This window comes from Salinarimonas ramus (genome assembly GCF_014645695.1).
Classification (GTDB): Bacteria; Pseudomonadota; Alphaproteobacteria; order Rhizobiales; family Beijerinckiaceae; genus Salinarimonas; species Salinarimonas ramus.
This window is the reverse complement of the sequence record NZ_BMMF01000001.1, coordinates 45451-62108: the sequence shown is the minus strand read 5'-3', so window position 1 is coordinate 62108 and position 16658 is coordinate 45451. Positions and strand designations below refer to the sequence as shown.

Here is a 16658-nt window from a genome sequence, read left to right as displayed (position 1 = left end):
GCCCATGAAAAAGCCCGCACGGTCCATGCCGTGCGGGCTCTTCTTCATGCGATGGTCGAGCGATCAGCTCTCGTCGCCCGTGAGGACGGACTTCGCCCGCGACCACCAGCCGGCGCGCTTGGGCCGGTTCGGGTCGGGCGGGGTCAGCACGACGGTGACGGGCTCGGGCGGGTTCTCGCCCTCGTCCGAGGACGCGGTCGACGCGGGTTCGGCCGCGCCGTCGGCGAGACCGTCCGAGAGCGGCGCGTCGGGTGCGGCCGGCTCGGCGCCGTTCGCGGTCTCCGGCGCGTCGACGGTGACCGGCGCGGGCGGCGTCTCGACGACGGCCTCGGTCGCGGCGGCTTGCGCCTCGACCTCTCCCTTGCGCGGACGGCGCTTGCGCGGCGCGCGCGGCTTCTTCGGCTTCTCCTCGGCCTCGGCGGCGGGAGCCGCTTCGGCCTCGGTGGCGGGAGCCGCTTCGGCCTCGGTGGCGGCCGGCGCCTCGGCGGGGGGCACCTCGCCGACGGTCTCGTCCGCGCTCGCGGAGGCGGCGATCGGTTCGGCGACGGGCTCCGTCACCGGATCGGCGGTGACGGCATCCTCGTCGTCCTCGGAGGCGACGCTCTCGTCGCCCTCGCCGCCCTCTGCACCGTCGGCCAGAACGTCGCGGCGATCGCGACGCCCGCCACGGCGCCCGCGGCGCCGGCGACCCTCGCGGCGCCGCTCGCCGTCGGACGAGCCCTCGCCTTCGGCGGAGACGGTCTCCTCGGAGCCTTCGGCCTCCTCGGCGCCCTCGTCGCCGGTGTCGCCCTCGTCATCGCGACGATCGGAGGCGTCGTAGCCGCCCTCGCGCGCCTCGCCGTTGCTGCGCCCGCGACGACGGCGGCGCCGGCGGCGCTTGTTGCGGCCCTCGCCCGATGCGTCGCGCTCCTCGCGCTCCTCGCGCTCCTCCGGCTCGTCGCGCGCCTCGACCTCCTCGACGACGACGGCCTCGGCCTCCTCGACCTCGACGGTGCGCACGGTCTCGGCCCGCACGCCCGTGGCGCGGCCGGCACCGCCCGCCGCCGGCTCCGCCTTGTCGATGGCGTAGGCGGTGGAGGTGTCGAGCGTCTCGTCGACGACGATGGTGATGGCGACCCCGAAGCGCTCCTCGAGCTCGCGCAGGTGCACGCGCTTCTGGTTCAGGACGTAGAACGCCACCGCGAAATGGGTGCGGACGTTGAGATTGTGCGTCGCGCCCTTGAGCAGCGTCTCCTCGATGCCGCGCACGAGCGAGAGCGCCACGGAGGGCGTCGCGCGCACGAAGCCGGAGCCGGCGCAGGTGGGGCAGACGACGGACGAGCTCTCGAGCACGCCCGTGCGCATGCGCTGGCGCGACATCTCGAGCAGGCCGAAGGAGGAGATCCGGCCGATCTGGATGCGCGCCCGGTCGGTCTTGAGCGCATCCTTGAGGCGCTTCTCCACCGCGCGGTTGTTGCGCTTCTCCTCCATGTCGATGAAGTCGATGACGATGAGGCCCGCGAGGTCGCGCAGGCGCAGCTGGCGCGCCACCTCGTCGGCGGCCTCGAGGTTCGTCTTGAGCGCCGTGTCCTCGATGTTGTGCTCGCGGGTGGAGCGTCCCGAGTTCACGTCGATGGAGACCAGAGCCTCGGTCGGGTTGATGACGAGGTAGCCGCCGGACTTGAGCGAAACCTGGTTGGAGAACATCGCATCGAGCTGCGCCTCGACGCCGAAGGCCGCGAAGAGCGGGGTCGGGTCCTTGTAGGCCTTCACCACCTTCGCATGGCTCGGCATGAGCATGCGCATGAAGTCCTTGGCCTCGCGATAGCCCTCGTCGCCCGAGACGATGACCTCGTCGATGTCCTTGTTGTAGAGGTCGCGGATGGCGCGCTTGATCAGCGAGCCTTCCTCGTAGGTCAGCGCCGGGGCCGTGGAGGAGAGCGTCTGCTCGCGCACGTTCTCCCAGGCGCGCATCAGGTACTCGAAGTCCCGCTTGATCTCGGCCTTGGTGCGCGAGGCGCCGGCCGTGCGCAGGATGACGCCCATCCCGTCGGGCACCTCGAGGTCCTGCGCGATGGTCTTGAGGCGCTTGCGGTCCTCGGCCGAGGTGATCTTGCGGGAGATGCCGCCGCCGCGCGCGGTGTTCGGCATCAGGACCGAGTAGCGACCCGCGAGCGAGAGATAGGTGGTGAGCGCCGCGCCCTTGGTGCCGCGCTCCTCCTTGACGACCTGGACGAGCAGGATCTGGCGGCGCTTGATCACCTCCTGGATCTTGTACTGCTTGCGCGGGGCGCGGGGACGCTCGGGCATCTCCTCCAGCGCGTCGCCGCCGAGCTGCTCGACGTTGTCCTCGTCGTCGCCGTTCTCGTCGTCGTCTCCGCCGCCCGTCTCCTCGGACGTGGTCTCGTCGCCCTTGGCCTTGCGGGAGCGGGAGCGACGCTTGGAGCGCTTCTCCTCCTCGCTCTCGCGCTCGCGCTCGGCGGCGGCCTCGTCCTCGATCAGCGCCTGACGGTCGGCGACGGGGATCTGGTAGTAGTCCGGGTGGATCTCGCTGAAGGCGAGGAAGCCGTGCCGGTTGCCGCCGTACTCGACGAAGGCCGCCTGCAGGGACGGCTCGACCCGGGTGACCTTGGCCAGGTAGATGTTACCGCGCAGCTGCCTGCGATTGGCGGATTCGTAGTCGAATTCCTCGACCTTCGACCCGCGGACGACCACGACCCGGGTCTCTTCCGGGTGCGAGGCGTCGATCAGCATCTTGTTCGCCATGAAAAGCTCTCGACATGGCGTCGGCCGTCGCGTGGCCTCCCCGCGATCGCGTCGCCGGGCGCGCGTGGAGGCGCGGCATCGGGCGGGTCGGGGCGGGGGAGGAAGACGTCGGGCCGAACGCCGCTTGGCGCCCGGTACGGGCGCAGGTGGGGTTGACCGCGGATCCGGACGTGGCGCGCGCCGAGCCGGCCCGACCGACCGCGGGGCGCGGTGCGGAGGCGGCGTTGCGCGCACGGACGAGCACGTCGACGAGAAGGACAACCTCTCTCGTGCGTGCGCCCATGCCCTGCGATCCTCTCGAATTCGATGGGCCGGCTCGGCCGGTCATCGCGCTCATGGCTCGGCGGATGCCGAGCCGTGCGACCTGTCCGGATCTCGGTGTCCTGGCGCTCCGCTCCCGCGGAGGACCTCGGCGCGCCGGCGGAGGGCGAGTGGGCCGTCTCCGCGCGACGCCGCCGGATTCGGCAAAGCCGGACGGGGTCTTCTCTATTACCGAGGGGATGTCGGCTTTGGCAAGACGCGAGACCTATGTTGCACGAAAAACACGCGATCGAGACGCGCAACCGCGCGGGGCAAGCTTTCGTTAACCACGGCCCGGCTATCGGGTAGGAGATCGTGCGTGTGGAGATCTGGGCGGAGCCTCGTCGCGGCGCGGCGTTCCGGTTCGAGGAGAGGGCGATGCGCAAAGCGCTTTCGCGAGCGCGTGTGTCGACGAGGATGCGGCCTCTCGCGGCCGTTCTCGCGGCGTGCCTCATCCTCGTCGTCTCGGGCCTCCTCGCCCCCGCCCGCGCCGCCGGCATCGTCGCCATCGCGGCGGCGATCGAGGAGGTCGGCGCCGAGACGCGCCTGACCTTCACGCTCAACGCCCCCGTGGAAGCCCGCGCTTTCGCCATCGACCGCCCGCAGCGGATCGTGCTCGACCTCCCCGCCGTCAACTTCCAGGTCCCCGCCGAGGAGGCCGGCGCCGCGGGCGGCGTCGTCGCCTCCATGCGCTGGGGCCTGTTCGCGGCGGACCGGGCGCGCGTCGTCATCGATCTCGCCGCGCCGGCGCGGGTGGTGGGGACGGCCCTCGTCTCGCGAAACGACGGCGCCCATCTCCTCACGCTCACCCTCGCACCCGTGGAAGCGACGGATTTCGCCGCCGCCGTCGCCGCCGACGCGGACGCCTACGGCCTCGCCTCGCTGAGGCCCGCCCTCGCGCCCGAGGGCGCGCTCGTCGATCCGCGGCCCACCATCGTCATCGACCCCGGCCACGGCGGCATCGATCCCGGCGCCATCGCCCAGGGCGGCGTCGAGGAGGCGGACGTGGTGCTCGGCTTCGCGCTGGCGCTGCGCGACCGCCTCGCCGAGAGCGGGCGCTTCCGCGTCCTGATGACGCGCGAGGCGGACGTGTTCGTGCCGCTGGGCGAGCGCGTCGGCTTCGCGCGGCGCGCGCAGGCGGACCTGTTCGTCTCGGTCCACGCGGATTCGCTCTCCTCCGCGCCGCAGGTGAGCGGGCTCACCGTCTACACCAACTCCGACACCGCCTCGGACCGCGCCTCGGCGACCCTCGCCGAGCGCGAGAACAGCGCGGACGCGCTCGCCGGCCTCGACACGCAGGAGGCGCGCGACGAGGTCGCCGACATCCTGCGCGAGCTCGCCGAGCGCGAGACGCGCGGCTATTCGCACGTCTTCGCGACGACGCTCATCGACCAGATGGACGGCGTCGCGCGCTTGAACAAGAATCCGCACCGGCAGGCGGCCTTCGTCGTGCTGCGGGCCTACGACGTGCCCTCGGTCCTGGTGGAGCTCGGCTACCTGTCGAGCCGCCGCGACATCGCGCTGCTCACCTCGCGCGAATGGCGCGATCGCGCCACCGCCGCCATGGGCGACGCCGTCGAGCGCTTCTTCGCGCCGCGCCTCGCGGACCGCGCCGCGGCCGCCGCCGCAGTTTCACCATAGATCGTTGCTCTCTCGGGCCACGATCCAGATCGGCCGGGATCGGCGATTCCGTCGCCCGGCTCGATGGGGTAGTCTAGAAGGGGTGGGTCGGTGCCGCGCTACGCGGTGCGGGCTCTGACGGATCGGGAACTCTATGCGCATCGTCCTGCGATTCTTCGGCATCCTGTTCAGCGCGGGCTTCGTCGCCTTCCTGGTGGGCGCCGCCGCGGCCGGGATCGGCTACCTGCACTTCTCGCAGGACCTGCCGGACCACGCCGCCCTCGCCCAGTACGAGCCCCCGGTGATGAGCCGCGTCCACGCCGCGGACGGCACGCTCGTCGCGGAATACGCCCGCGAGCGCCGGCTCTACCTGCCGATCGAGACGATCCCCAAGCAGCTGATCAACGCCTTCCTCTCCGCCGAGGACAAGAACTTCTACTCGCATCTGGGCATCGACCCGGAGGGCATCGCCCGCGCCATCGTGACGAACGTCGCCACCGGCACGACGCAGGGCGCGTCCACCATCACGCAGCAGGTGGCGAAGAACTTCCTGCTGTCGAGCGAGCAGACCTACGAGCGCAAGATCCGCGAGGCGCTGATCGCGCTGCGGATGGAGGCGGCGTTCACCAAGGACCAGATCCTCGAGCTCTACCTCAACGAGATCTTCCTCGGCACCATCGTGCCGGGCCGCAACCTGCACGGCGTCGCCGCCGCGGCGCTGGAATATTTCGACAAGTCCGTCCACGAGCTGACGCTCGCCGAATCGGCCTATCTCGCCGCCCTGCCGAAGGCGCCCAACAATTACCACCCCTTCCGCGAGCGCGAGGCCGCGATCGGCCGCCGGGACTGGGTGATCGACCGCATGCTCGACAACGGCTTCGTCACCGCCGAGGAGGCGCAGGCCGCCAAGGCCCAGCCGCTCGAGGTAACGCCGCGGCGCATCTCGCCGAACCTGCTCGGCGCCGGCTATTTCGTCGAGGAGGCGCGCCGCCAGATCGCCTCGCGCTACGGCGACGAGACGCTCTACGAGGGCGGCCTCTCCATCCGCACGACGCTCGACCCGCAGATGCAGGCGATGGCGCGCAAGGCGCTCATCGACGGCCTCGTGCGCTACGACGAGGAGCGTGGTGGCTGGCGCGGCGCCGTCGAGCAGCTCGACCTGGCCGCCGCCTCCGACTGGGGCGTGGCGCTGGCGGGCGTGCGCCCGCTCGCCGACGTGCAGCCGTGGGAGCTCGCGGTCGTCCTCGAGATCGCCGACGGCGCGGCCCGCATCGGCATCCGCCCCGAGGTCGCGATCTCCGGCGAGATCGACGAGGCGCGCATCACTGGTCGTCTCGCGGCCGAGGGCGTGCGCTGGACCGGGCAGTCCGTCGACGGTGCGCTGGACGTGGGCGACGTGATCTACGTCGAGCGCCAGGACGACGGCGGCTTCCGCCTGCGCCAGGTGCCGCAGGTCTCCGGCGCCATCGTCGCCATGGACCCGCATACCGGGCGCGTGAAGGCCATGGTCGGGGGCTTCTCCTACGATCAGAGCGAGTTCAACCGCGCGACCCAGGCGCTGCGCCAGCCCGGCTCCTCGTTCAAGCCCTTCGTCTACGCCGCCGCTTTGGACAACGGCTACACCCCGTCCTCCATCGTCCTCGACGAGCCGATCACGATCCAGGCCGCCGGCACGGACGCGTGGTCGCCGACGAACTACGACGGCCGGCCCACGGGCCCGCGGACCCTGCGCTACGGCATCGAGCGCTCGAAGAACCTCATGACCGTGCGCCTGGCGCAGGACGTCGGCATGCCCCTCGTCGTCGAGTACGCCCGCCGCTTCGGCGTCGTCGACGACATGCTGCCGGTGCTCTCCATGTCGCTCGGCGCGGGCGAGACCACCGTGCTTCGCATGACCACCGCCTATGCGATGTTCGTGAACGGCGGCAAGCGCATCCGCCCGACGCTCATCGACCGAATCCAGGACCGTCAGGGCGAGACCATCTTCCGCCACGACACGCGCGAGTGCCTGGGCTGCGAGGCGCAGGCCTGGCAGGGGCAGGACGAGCCGCAGCTCGTCGACGATCGCGAGCAGGTGCTCGACCCGCTGACCGCCTACCAGATCACCTCCATGATGGAGGGCGTGGTGGAGCGCGGCACGGCGACGTCGCTGCAGCGCGTCGGCAAGCCGCTCGCGGGCAAGACCGGCACCACGAACGACGCCAAGGACGTGTGGTTCGTCGGCTTCTCGCCGGACCTGGCGGTGGGCGTCTATATCGGCTTCGACCAGCCGCGCCCCCTCGGCCGCGGCGTCACCGGCGGCGGCTATGCCGCGCCGATCTTCGGCGACTTCATGGAGATGGCGCTCGCCGACGAGCCGGCGACGCCCTTCCGCGTCCCGCCGGGCGTCAAGCTGATCCCCGTCAACGCCACGTCCGGGCTGCGCGCCGGCGCGGGGGAGGGGAACGTCATCCTCGAGGCGTTCAAGCCCGGCACCGCGCCGCCGGACAATTACGCCGTCGTGGGCTTCGGCCCCGGCGCGACCGACGGCGAGCTCGTGCCGCCGGAGGCGCTCCAGTCCATCGGCGGGGGCACCGGCGGCCTCTATTGAGGCCGCCTGCGGCCCCGGTTCCGAACATGAGAACGCCCCGCTCTCGGCCGAGAGCGGGGCGTTTCGCTTGCTAGGCAAACCGATCGGGGCTTCAGCCGGGCGGCAGCGCCTCGATCACGCGATCGGTGGGGAAGTCGTAGATCTTACCCGTCTCCTGCCAGGAGGGCAGGGCGAGGGTGAGGATCTTCGGCGCGAGGTCCTCCGGCGTGCGCAGCGTCATCGGGTCCTCGCCGGGCATGGCGGTGGCGCGCATGCGCGTGCGCAGCGGTCCGGGATTGACCAGCATGGCGCGGATCTTCGTGATGTTGCGCGTCTCGTCGGCCCAGGTGCGCACCATCACCTCGAGGCCTGCCTTCGAGACCGCGTAGGCGCCCCAATAGGCCTTCGCCTTGTGGGCGGCACCCGAAGTGAGGAAGATCGCTCGCCCGGCGTCGGAGGCCCGCAGGAGCGGGTCGAGGGAGCGGATCAGCCGCCAGTTCGCGGTGAGGTTCACGGTCATGACCGCGTCCCAGGTCGGCTGGTCGATCTGGTTGATGGGCGCGATCTGGCCGAGCAGCCCGGCATTGCCGAGGAGCACGTCCACCTTGCCGTGGCGCTCGTAGAGCGCGGCGCCGAGGCGATCGAGGGCGTCGAGGTCCTTCAGGTCGAGGGGCACGAGCGTCGCCGCCGAGCCGACGGCGCGGATCTCGTCGTCGAGCTCCTCCAGCCCGCCCTGCGTGCGGGCGATGGCGACGACGTGCGCGCCGGCGCGGGCGAGCTCGAGCGCCGCCGCGCGGCCGATGCCCCGCGAGGCCCCCGTGACGACGGCGATGCGCCCTTCGAGCGGCTTGTCCATGAGCGTGTCCCCCGGCTCTCAATCGGCTTCGGCGAGGATCGACAGGCGCTTGGGCGTCTCGATGCCGAGATCCGTCAGCCCCGTCGGATACTCGCCGGTGAAGCAATGGTCCGTGAATTGCGGCCGCTCGGCATTGCGGCCGGCGAAGCCGAGCGCCCGGTAGAGCCCGTCGATGGACAGGAAGGCGAGGCTGTCTGCGCCGATATAGGCGCGCATGGCCTCGAGGTCGTGGGTCGCGGCGAGCAGCTTCTCGCGCTCCGGCGTGTCGATGCCGTAGAAGTCGGGATGCTTGATCGGCGGGCTCGCGATGCGGAAATGCACCTCCTTGGCGCCCGCCTCGCGCATCATCCGCACGATCTTCACCGACGTCGTGCCGCGCACGAGGCTGTCGTCGATGAGCACGATGCGCTTGCCCGCGATCACGCCGCGATTGGCGGAGTGCTTCATGCGCACGCCGAGCTCGCGCACGGACTGCGTCGGCTGGATGAAGGTGCGCCCGACGTAATGGTTGCGGATGATGCCCATCTCGAAGGGCACGCAAGCGGCCTGGGCGTAGCCGATGGCCGCCGGCACGCCCGAATCGGGCACGGGGACGACGACGTCGACCTCGGCCGGCGATTCGGCGGCGAGCTGCGCGCCGAGATTCTTGCGCGCCTCGTAGACGCTCTTGCCGTTCACGATGGAATCGGGGCGGGCGAAATAGATGTACTCGAACACGCAGGGCCGCTCAGGGACGGCGGGGAAGGGCCGCAGGCTCTCGATGCCGCCCTCCGTGATCACCACGACCTCGCCGTTCTCCACGTCGCGCACGAAGCGCGCGCCGATGATGTCGAGCGCGCAGGTCTCGGAGGCGAGGATGTAGCGCCCGTCGAGCTCGCCGATGACGAGCGGGCGGATGCCGTAGGGGTCGCGCGCGCCGATGAGCTTCTTGTTGGAGAGGCAGACGAGGGCGAAGGCGCCCTCGAGCGCGCGGATCGCGTCGAGGAAACGCTCGACGATGCGCGGCTTGCGCGAGCGCGCGAGGAGATGGAGGATCACCTCGGTGTCCGTCGTGGACTGGCAGATCGCGCCCTCGCGGATCAGCTCGCGGCGCAGCGTCAGGCCGTTCGTCAGGTTCCCGTTGTGCGCCACCGCGAAGCCGCCGGCGTCGAGCTCGGCGAAGAGCGGCTGGACGTTGCGCATCACCGTCTCGCCGGTGGTGGAATAGCGAACGTGGCCGATCGCGTTGGCGCCGGTGAGGCGCTCGATCACCTCGCGGCTCGAGAACGAATCGCCCACGAGGCCGAGCTTGCGCTCCGCATGGAAGCGCGCGCCGTCGAAGGTGACGATGCCAGCCGCCTCCTGGCCGCGATGCTGGAGCGCGTGCAGGCCCAGCGCCGTGATGGCGGCGGCGTCCGGGTGCCCGAAGATGCCGAACACGCCGCACTCCTCGCGCAGCGTGTCGCCGTCGAGATCGAGATCGCGGCTGGCGGAGGGGAGTGCGTCGTGCATGTCTGATCCTCGGGAGAGAGCGGACCGGAACGGTGGAAACGGCGCCGCCCGCGCCTCCCAGATGGGAGCGCGGGAGCGGGAAGACCAGTGGCGCGCGCTCAGCTGCGGTCGGGCGCGGCGGCGGGATCGGCGGGCTCGCCCGGGTCGCCCTCGACCTGCGGCGTGCGGAATTGCTGGAGCACGCCCTCGGGATCCTCGGGCATCATCGCGATGAGCGAATCGCCCGTGGACTGGAGGAGCGCGCGGGTGCGGGCGGTCTCGGCCCAGAGCGGCATCTGGCCCTGCACGAGCCAGGCGAAGAACACCCAGCCGATGACGCAGATCAGGAAGCCGCGGGCCGCGCCGAACACGAAGCCCATCGTGCGGTCGAGCGGGCCGATGCGCGAATCGAGGATGAAGTCGGAGACCTTCACCGTGATCAGCGAGACGATGATCAGCGTGATCACGAAGATGCCCGCGATCGCCGCGACGAGGGCGATCGTGCCGTTGGCGATGTAGTCCTGCGCCAGCGGCAGAGCCAGCGGATGCAGGAACCAGGCGGCCGCCGCCGCCGTCACCCAGGCGACGATGGCGAGAACCTCTCGGGTGAAGCCGCGCACCATGGCGAGGAGGGCCGAAATCAGGACGACGCCGATGACGACCAGGTCGAGGATGGGTACAGGCATGGTCTCGCGGGCCTGAGGGCGAAATGAAGCGTTTTCACGGCGCGGTCGAGCGACGCCTGAGCGAAGCGTATAGCCGACGATTTCTCGCCCGTCATCCTCGCTCTACCGCCGCACGGCGTCCCCGCCCGCCGCGGGCGGCGACCTGCCCGACGAGGTCGCCGATATGGGGGATCTCGCGGGCGTCGAGGCCGCTCGCATCCCCGCGCTCGCCGCGCCCCACGGGCGTGACGGCCGACGAGAAGCCGAGCTTGGCGGCCTCCTTCATGCGCGTCGGCGCCTGCGACACGGGCCGCACGGCGCCGGAGAGCCCGATCTCGCCGAAGAACACCGCGTCCGCCGGCAGCGGCGCGCCGGAGAGGGAGGAGACGAGCGCCGCCGCCGCGGCGAGGTCTGCCGCCGGCTCGGTGATCTTCAGGCCGCCGGCGATGTTGAGGTAGATGTCGTGCATGCCGAGCTTGAGGCCGGCATGCGCCTCGAGCACGGCGACCACCATCGAGAGCCGCGCCGGATCCCAGCCGACGACGGCGCGCCGCGGCGTGCCGAGCGAGGAGGGCGCGACCAGCGCCTGGACCTCGACGAGGAGCGGGCGCGTGCCCTCCATGCCGGCGAAGACGGCGGTGCCGGGCGCCGCCACGTCGCGCCCCTCCAGGAACAGGGCGGAGGGGTTGCCGACCTCGGCCAGCCCCTTGCCCGTCATCTCGAAGACGCCGATCTCGTCGGTGGGGCCGAAGCGGTTCTTCACCGCGCGCATGATGCGGAAATGATGCGCGTTGTCGCCTTCGAAGGAGATGACCGCGTCGACCATGTGCTCGACGACGCGCGGACCTGCGATCTGCCCGTCCTTGGTGACGTGGCCGACGAGGATGACGGCGGTACCCGTCGTCTTGGCGAATCGGATGAGCGCCTGTGCCGACGCGCGCACCTGGGTGACGGTGCCGGGCGCCGAATCGACCGCCTCCGTCCACATCGTCTGGATCGAATCGATCACGGCGAGCGCAGGCGTGCGCCCCTGCGAGAGCGTGGCGACGATGTCCTCGACGTTCGTCTGCGCCGCGAGCTCGACGGGCGCGTCGGCGAGGCCCAGCCGCTCGGCGCGAAGCCGCACCTGGCCCACCGCCTCCTCGCCCGAGATGTAGGCGACCCGCTCGCCGGCCTTGGCCAGAGCCGCGGAGGCCTGCATCAGGAGCGTCGACTTGCCGATGCCGGGATCGCCGCCGATGAGGATGACGGAGCCCTTGACGAAGCCGCCGCCGGTGACGCGGTCGAGCTCGCCGATCTGCGCGGGCGTGCGCGGCGGCTCCTTGGAGGAGCCGGCGAGCCCTTCCATGGGAAAGACGCGGCCCTTGCGGGAGAGCCGCGTCGCCGCGGGCCCGGCCATGGGCGTGGCGTCGCTCGTCTCCTCGACGACGGAATTCCACTCGCCGCAGGCCTCGCACTTGCCCTTCCAGCGATTGTAGACCGCGCCGCAATTCTGGCAGATGAAGACCGCGTTGCGCTTGGCCATGCCTCAGCCGCCCCCGCCTGCGCCCGTTCCCGAGCCGGTCCCCGCGCCCGTTCCCGCGCCGTCGCCGACGTACACGCGGCGATAGCGCGGGCCGAGCCCGGTGAGGATCTCGTAGCCGATCGTGCCGGCGCGCATCCCCACCTCGTCGATCTCGAGCCCGTCGCCGATCATCACCGCTCTCCCGCCGCGCACGGCCGCCTCGGCCGGCGCGTCGGTGACGTCGAGGATGGTGAGGTCCATCGACAGCACGCCCGAGAACGGGCAGCGCACGCCGCCGACCAGCGCGACGCCGGCGGGCACGCCCGCGCGGGTCTTCGCGTCCGTGCCGCCGGCGGCGCGCGGATAGCCGTCTGCGTAGCCGAGCGCGATCGTCGCGAGCCGGCGCGGGCCGGGCGCGGTCCAGTGCGATCCGTAGCCGGCGGTGGCGCCGGCGGGGACGTCGCGCACCTGCAGGATCACGGCCTCGAGCCGCACCACGGGCCGCATCGGGTTCTCGCGCCCGGGCGTCGGGTTGCCGCCGTAGAGGCTGTAGCCCGGCCGGGCGAGGTCGCAGGGCGGCGCGTCCGGAAGGAAGCCGCCCGAGGAATTGGCGAAGGACGTGCGCCAGCCCGCGAAGGCCTGCGCCAGCGCGCGGAAGGCGTCCGCCTGGCGGGCGTTGATCGGCGCCGCCGGGTCCTCCGCGCTGACGAGATGCGTCATCAGGAGCGCCTCGCCGAGCCCGTCGAAGGCGCCCTCTGCCTTCAGCCGCAGCGCCTCGTCGGCGGGGAGCCCGAGGCGGTTCATGCCGGTGTCGACGTGCAGAGCCGCGGGCAGCCCCGCGCCGCCGCAGGCCGCGACCCACTCGCGCACCTCCTCGGCCGAGTTCAGGACGGGCCGCAGGTTCGCCGCGATCAGCTCCCCCGCGCCCCCGGGCGCGAGGCCGTCGAGAACGTAGACCTCGGCGTCCCGCGCGACGTGGCGCAGGCGACGTCCCTCCGAGACCTGCGCGACGAAGAAGGTCCGGCAGCCCGCCTTCGCCAGCGCCGGAACGGCGCGTTCGAGGCCCGTGCCGTAGGCGTTCGCCTTGACCACGGCGGCGCAGGCCGCGTCCCGCGAGGCGTCGCGCAGGCGCCGCCAGTTCGCCCCGAGCGCGTCGAGGTCGATCGTCAGCGTGGCGGCGTCGGCGCCGGGCTCGTGCTCGGCCGGCTCGTCGTTCGGGCTCATGCGCTCCTCGATCGCCTCCTCAATCGCCCATCCGCTCGGGCAGCTTGTCCTCGTCGGCGAGGTTGCCGAAGCGGGTGATGTCGGCCTGGAAGGAGAGCTGCACGGTGCCGGTCGGGCCGTGGCGCTGCTTGCCGATGATCACCTCGGCCTTGCCGTGCGCGGCGTCCATCTCCGACTGCCACTTGAAGTGCTCTTCCGTGCCGGGCTTCGGCTCCTTCATCTTGAGATAGTACTCGTCGCGATAGACGAACATCACCACGTCGGCGTCCTGCTCGATCGAGCCCGATTCGCGCAGGTCCGAGAGCTGCGGGCGCTTGTCGTCGCGGGATTCCACCTGGCGGGAGAGCTGCGAGAGCGCGATGATCGGCACCGCCAGCTCCTTCGCCAGCGCCTTCAGCCCCGTCGTGATCTCGGTGAGCTCCTGCACGCGGTTCTCGCCGCGCTTGCCGGAGCCGGAGAGCAGCTGCAGGTAGTCGACGATCAGCATGTCGAGCCCGCGCTGGCGCTTCAGGCGGCGCGCTCGGGCGGTGAGCTGGGCGATGGAGATGCCGCCGGTCTGGTCGATGTAGAAGGGCATCGACTGCATCTCGCGGGCGGCGTCGGTGATCTTGTAGAACTCGTCCTCGCGGATGTCGCCGCGGCGGATCTTGTAGGAGGGCACGCCCGATTGCTCGGCGATGATGCGGGTGGCGAGCTGCTCGGCCGACATCTCCAGCGAGAAGAAGCCGACGATGCCCCCGTTGACGGTCTCGAGCGTCCCGTCCTGACGCTTCTCGGCACGGTAGGCCTTGGCGACGTTGAAGCCGATATTGGTCACGAGCGAGGTTTTGCCCATGGCGGGGCGGCCCGCGAGGATGATCAGGTCCGAGCCCTGCAGGCCGCCCATCATCCGGTCGAGGTCGACGAGCCCCGTCGAGATGCCCGAGAGCTTGCCCTCGCGCTGGTAGGCCTTCGCCGCCATGTCGATGGCGGCCGTCAGCGCGTCGGTGAAGCGCTGGAAGCCGCCGTCGTAGCGCCCGGTCTCGGCGAGCGCGAAGAGCTTGCGCTCGGCCTCCTCGATCTGCTCGCGGGGAGAGCTCTCCACCGGCGCGTCGAAGGCCGTGTTGACCATGTCCTCGCCGATGGTGATCAGCTGGCGGCGGGTGGCGAGATCGTAGATGGTGCGCCCGTAATCGAGCGCGTTGATGATCGTCGTCGCCTCCGCCGCGAGGCGCGCGAGGTATTGCGAGACGGTGAGCCCACCGAGATCGGCGTCGCCGAGATAGGTCTTGAGGGTGATCGGCGTCGCGACCTTGCCCGCCTTGATCAGGCTCGCCGTGACCTCGTAGATGCGCCGGTGCAGCTCCTCGTGGAAATGCTCCGGCAGCAGGAAGTCGGAGACGCGGTAATAGGCCTCGTTGTTGACGAGGATCGCGCCGATCAGCGCCTGCTCCGCCTCGACGTTGGAGGGCGCGAGGCGAAATTCGCGGTCCGGCTCGTCGAGCCGTGCGACGAGCGCCGTACCTTGGGCCATGGTCCCGTGTTCCCGAATCGTTTTCCTCTACCGGGCCACCCTAGAGCAGCGATCGTGGCGAGGGAACGGCACGGAAGGGCAGGGGCGCCGCCCCCGCGACGCCGCCCGCGCAATCCCCGTTCTCCACAGCGCGGGAGGGCCCGCGGCGGCGTGCCTCAGGCGAATTCGGCGAGCCGCGCATAGTCGCCCACCAGGAGCCGCCAGGGCGCCTCGTCCTCCTCGATCGTGGGGAAGCGCGGCAGCGGGTCCTCGAAGACGTTGTCGGTCTCGTCGTCGTTGACCGTGGAGACCTCGCCCACGAGGACGTCGCCGCCCTCTCCCCAGAAGGCGTGCCAGACGCCGGGCATCAAGGTGATGCTCTCGCCGGGGGACAGCGTGATCACCCCGCCCGGCTCGACCTCGCGGACCAGCCCGTCGCAGGGAACCCGCACGCGGGCAGTCCGGTCGATGCTCCCGTCGGGCGCCGGCGCGAAGAGCTTCAGGGCGAGCCGCGCGCCGTCGCGGGCGCCGCGCACGATGATGTCCTCGGCCTTGACGTCGTGGCGATGCATCGGCCCGAGCTGGTCGCGCCCGACGATCATCGCCTTCTCTGCGTAGAGCATGCCGCGCCCGCGGGCGAGATCGTCGGCCTTGCCGTTGCGCATCGTGAACAGGACGAGCCCGATCTTCGAGAAGTCGCCGCGCCCGTAATCGGTGACGTCCCATCCCAGCCGTGCGTCGACGATCCCCGCGATGCGGTCGCGCTCCGCCTCGAAACGCGCGGGCTCCCAGTGCGCGAAGGGCGGCAGCGCCAAGCCGAAGGAGCGGATGAAATCGTCCGCCCGGCGCAGGATGGCGTTGATCTCGGAGCGCCTCATCCGGATGTCCTCCCCCTTTTCAGCGTGTCTCGCGCGAGATCGCGGCGCCGCAGCGCACGAGCTTGCGGTCGAGCTCCTCGTAGCCGCGGTCGAGATGGTAGACGCGGTTCACGATCGTCGTCCCCTCCGCCGCGAGGCCCGCGAGCACGAGGCAGACGGAGGCGCGCAGGTCGGTGGCCATCACCGGCGCGCCGCGAAGGCGCCGCCCGCCGCGTACCAGCGCCGAGGTGCCCTCGAGGCGGATGTCCGCGCCCAGCCGCGCAAGCTCGGGCACATGCATGAAGCGGTTCTCGAACACCGTCTCGCGCACGAGCGCGGCGCCCTCCGCGATGCTCGCGAGCGCCATGTACTGGGCCTGCAGGTCCGTGGGAAAGCCTGGGTAGGGCTCGGTGGCGATGTCGACGCCGTGGAGCCGCCCCGTCCCGTCGACCATGAGACCCCGATCGGTGGGAAACAGCCGCACGCCCATGCTCTCCAGCACCTCGCCGACGATGGCGAGATGCTCGAGGCGCGCGCCCGACAGCTCGAGCCGCCCGCCGGTGATCGCGGCGGCGATGGCGTAGGTGCCGGCCTCGATGCGGTCCGGCACGATCTCGTGGCGGGCGGGACGCCAGGTCGTGGGGCCCGCGACGCGGATGCGGTGGGTGCCCGCGCCCTCGATGGTCGCCCCCATGGCGCAGAGGCACTCGGCGAGGTCCTGTACCTCGGGATCGCGGGCGGCGTTGAGGATCTCGGTCTCGCCGCGGGCGCGTGTGGCCGCCATCATCGCCGTCTCGGTGGCGCCGACGGACGGGCTTGCGAGCACGATGCGTCCGCCGACGAGGCCGCCCGCCGGCACCTGCGCGACGATGATGCCGGCCTCGACGTCGAGCGTCGCGCCCAGCGCGGCGAGGGCCTTCAGATGAAGGTCTACCGGCCGCGCCCCGATGGCGCAGCCGCCGGGCAGCGAGACGCGCGCCTCGCCGAAGCGGGCCAGCAGCGGGCCGAGCACCAGGACGGAGGCGCGCATGCGCCGCACGCTGTCGTAGGGCGCCTCCGCATTGCCGGCGCGGGCCGCGCCGAGGATCGCCTCGTGCGGGCCGATACGCTCGACGACGACGCCGTAGGTCTCGGCGAGGCCGAGCATGGTGGCCACGTCCGTCACCTTCGGCAGGCCGCACAGCGTCAGCGGCGCCTCGGAGAGGAGCGAGGCCGCGATCTGCGGGAGCGCGGCGTTCTTGGCGCCGGCGATCGCCACCGCGCCGTCCAGCCGCCGGCCGCCCTCGATCACCAGAACGTCCATCGCGCCTCCTCGCGGCTTGTGAGGCCGCAGCATGTGGTCCTATATTGGTCTAG

11 protein-coding genes are annotated in these 16658 nt (G+C 71.5%); 2 read left to right on the top strand and 9 right to left on the bottom strand.

Annotated features, from left to right (window positions below; translation table 11 throughout):
* Positions 1 to 63 precede the first annotated feature (63 nt).
* Positions 64 to 2745 (bottom strand): Rne/Rng family ribonuclease, encoded by a 2682-nt coding sequence (locus IEX89_RS00265; protein ID WP_188908260.1) that lies wholly within the window; start codon positions 2743 to 2745, stop codon positions 64 to 66.
* Between the two features lie 717 nt (positions 2746 to 3462).
* Here IEX89_RS00265 and IEX89_RS00260 point away from each other — a divergent pair.
* Together IEX89_RS00260 and IEX89_RS00255 are read left to right on the top strand one after the other, a co-directional pair.
* Complete coding sequence (locus IEX89_RS00260) at positions 3463 to 4686, top strand: N-acetylmuramoyl-L-alanine amidase (RefSeq protein ID WP_188908258.1); 1224 nt, start codon at positions 3463 to 3465, stop codon at positions 4684 to 4686.
* 133 nt (positions 4687 to 4819) lie between these two features.
* A complete protein-coding gene (locus IEX89_RS00255; protein WP_188908256.1) occupies positions 4820 to 7255 on the top strand; it encodes a penicillin-binding protein 1A in 2436 nt (811 codons plus the stop codon).
* Between the two features lie 91 nt (positions 7256 to 7346).
* On the opposite strand, the gene IEX89_RS00250 is transcribed toward IEX89_RS00255, so the two are convergent.
* The 8 genes from IEX89_RS00250 to murA form a co-directional block, all read right to left on the bottom strand.
* Positions 7347 to 8090: an SDR family NAD(P)-dependent oxidoreductase gene (locus IEX89_RS00250; protein WP_188908254.1), complete on the bottom strand. Its 744-nt coding sequence runs from the start codon at positions 8088 to 8090 to the stop codon at positions 7347 to 7349.
* An 18-nt stretch (positions 8091 to 8108) separates the two neighbouring features.
* Positions 8109 to 9581 (bottom strand): amidophosphoribosyltransferase, encoded by a 1473-nt coding sequence (gene purF / locus IEX89_RS00245; protein WP_188908252.1) that lies wholly within the window; start codon positions 9579 to 9581, stop codon positions 8109 to 8111.
* A 98-nt stretch (positions 9582 to 9679) separates the two neighbouring features.
* Positions 9680 to 10246: a CvpA family protein gene (locus IEX89_RS00240; protein WP_188908250.1), complete on the bottom strand. Its 567-nt coding sequence runs from the start codon at positions 10244 to 10246 to the stop codon at positions 9680 to 9682.
* A 91-nt stretch (positions 10247 to 10337) separates the two neighbouring features.
* Positions 10338 to 11750 carry a DNA repair protein RadA gene (gene radA, locus IEX89_RS00235; RefSeq protein WP_188908248.1) on the bottom strand — a complete coding sequence of 471 codons (1413 nt, stop codon included), beginning with the start codon at positions 11748 to 11750 and terminating at the stop codon, positions 10338 to 10340.
* 3 nt (positions 11751 to 11753) lie between these two features.
* On the bottom strand, positions 11754 to 12953 hold the full coding sequence (alr, locus tag IEX89_RS00230) for an alanine racemase (protein WP_188908246.1): 1200 nt from the start codon (positions 12951 to 12953) through the stop codon (positions 11754 to 11756).
* Positions 12954 to 12972: 19 nt separating this feature from the next.
* The gene (locus tag IEX89_RS00225; protein WP_188908244.1) at positions 12973 to 14466 is read right to left on the bottom strand and encodes a replicative DNA helicase; all 1494 of its coding nucleotides are present in this window, start codon (positions 14464 to 14466) and stop codon (positions 12973 to 12975) included.
* 155 nt (positions 14467 to 14621) lie between these two features.
* Complete coding sequence (locus IEX89_RS00220) at positions 14622 to 15323, bottom strand: D-lyxose/D-mannose family sugar isomerase (protein WP_188908241.1); 702 nt, start codon at positions 15321 to 15323, stop codon at positions 14622 to 14624.
* Positions 15324 to 15342: 19 nt separating this feature from the next.
* Entirely contained in the window at positions 15343 to 16605 is a 1263-nt protein-coding gene (gene murA, locus IEX89_RS00215; RefSeq protein WP_188908239.1) for a UDP-N-acetylglucosamine 1-carboxyvinyltransferase, read from the bottom strand.
* Between the last annotated feature and the right edge of the window lie 53 nt (positions 16606 to 16658).

Excerpts from the sequence above, each read along its gene's own strand:
- IEX89_RS00265 (WP_188908260.1), bottom strand. The coding sequence starts at position 2,745 with ATGGCGAACAAGATGCTGATCGACGCCTCGCACCCGGAAGAGACCCGG.
- IEX89_RS00260 (WP_188908258.1), top strand. The coding sequence starts at position 3,463 with ATGCGGCCTCTCGCGGCCGTTCTCGCGGCGTGCCTCATCCTCGTCGTC.
- IEX89_RS00255 (WP_188908256.1), top strand. The coding sequence starts at position 4,820 with ATGCGCATCGTCCTGCGATTCTTCGGCATCCTGTTCAGCGCGGGCTTC.
- IEX89_RS00250 (WP_188908254.1), bottom strand. The coding sequence starts at position 8,090 with ATGGACAAGCCGCTCGAAGGGCGCATCGCCGTCGTCACGGGGGCCTCG.
- purF (WP_188908252.1), bottom strand. The coding sequence starts at position 9,581 with ATGCACGACGCACTCCCCTCCGCCAGCCGCGATCTCGATCTCGACGGC.
- IEX89_RS00240 (WP_188908250.1), bottom strand. The coding sequence starts at position 10,246 with ATGCCTGTACCCATCCTCGACCTGGTCGTCATCGGCGTCGTCCTGATT.
- radA (WP_188908248.1), bottom strand. The coding sequence starts at position 11,750 with ATGGCCAAGCGCAACGCGGTCTTCATCTGCCAGAATTGCGGCGCGGTC.
- alr (WP_188908246.1), bottom strand. The coding sequence starts at position 12,953 with ATGAGCCCGAACGACGAGCCGGCCGAGCACGAGCCCGGCGCCGACGCC.
- IEX89_RS00225 (WP_188908244.1), bottom strand. The coding sequence starts at position 14,466 with ATGGCCCAAGGTACGGCGCTCGTCGCACGGCTCGACGAGCCGGACCGC.
- IEX89_RS00220 (WP_188908241.1), bottom strand. The coding sequence starts at position 15,323 with ATGAGGCGCTCCGAGATCAACGCCATCCTGCGCCGGGCGGACGATTTC.
- murA (WP_188908239.1), bottom strand. The coding sequence starts at position 16,605 with ATGGACGTTCTGGTGATCGAGGGCGGCCGGCGGCTGGACGGCGCGGTG.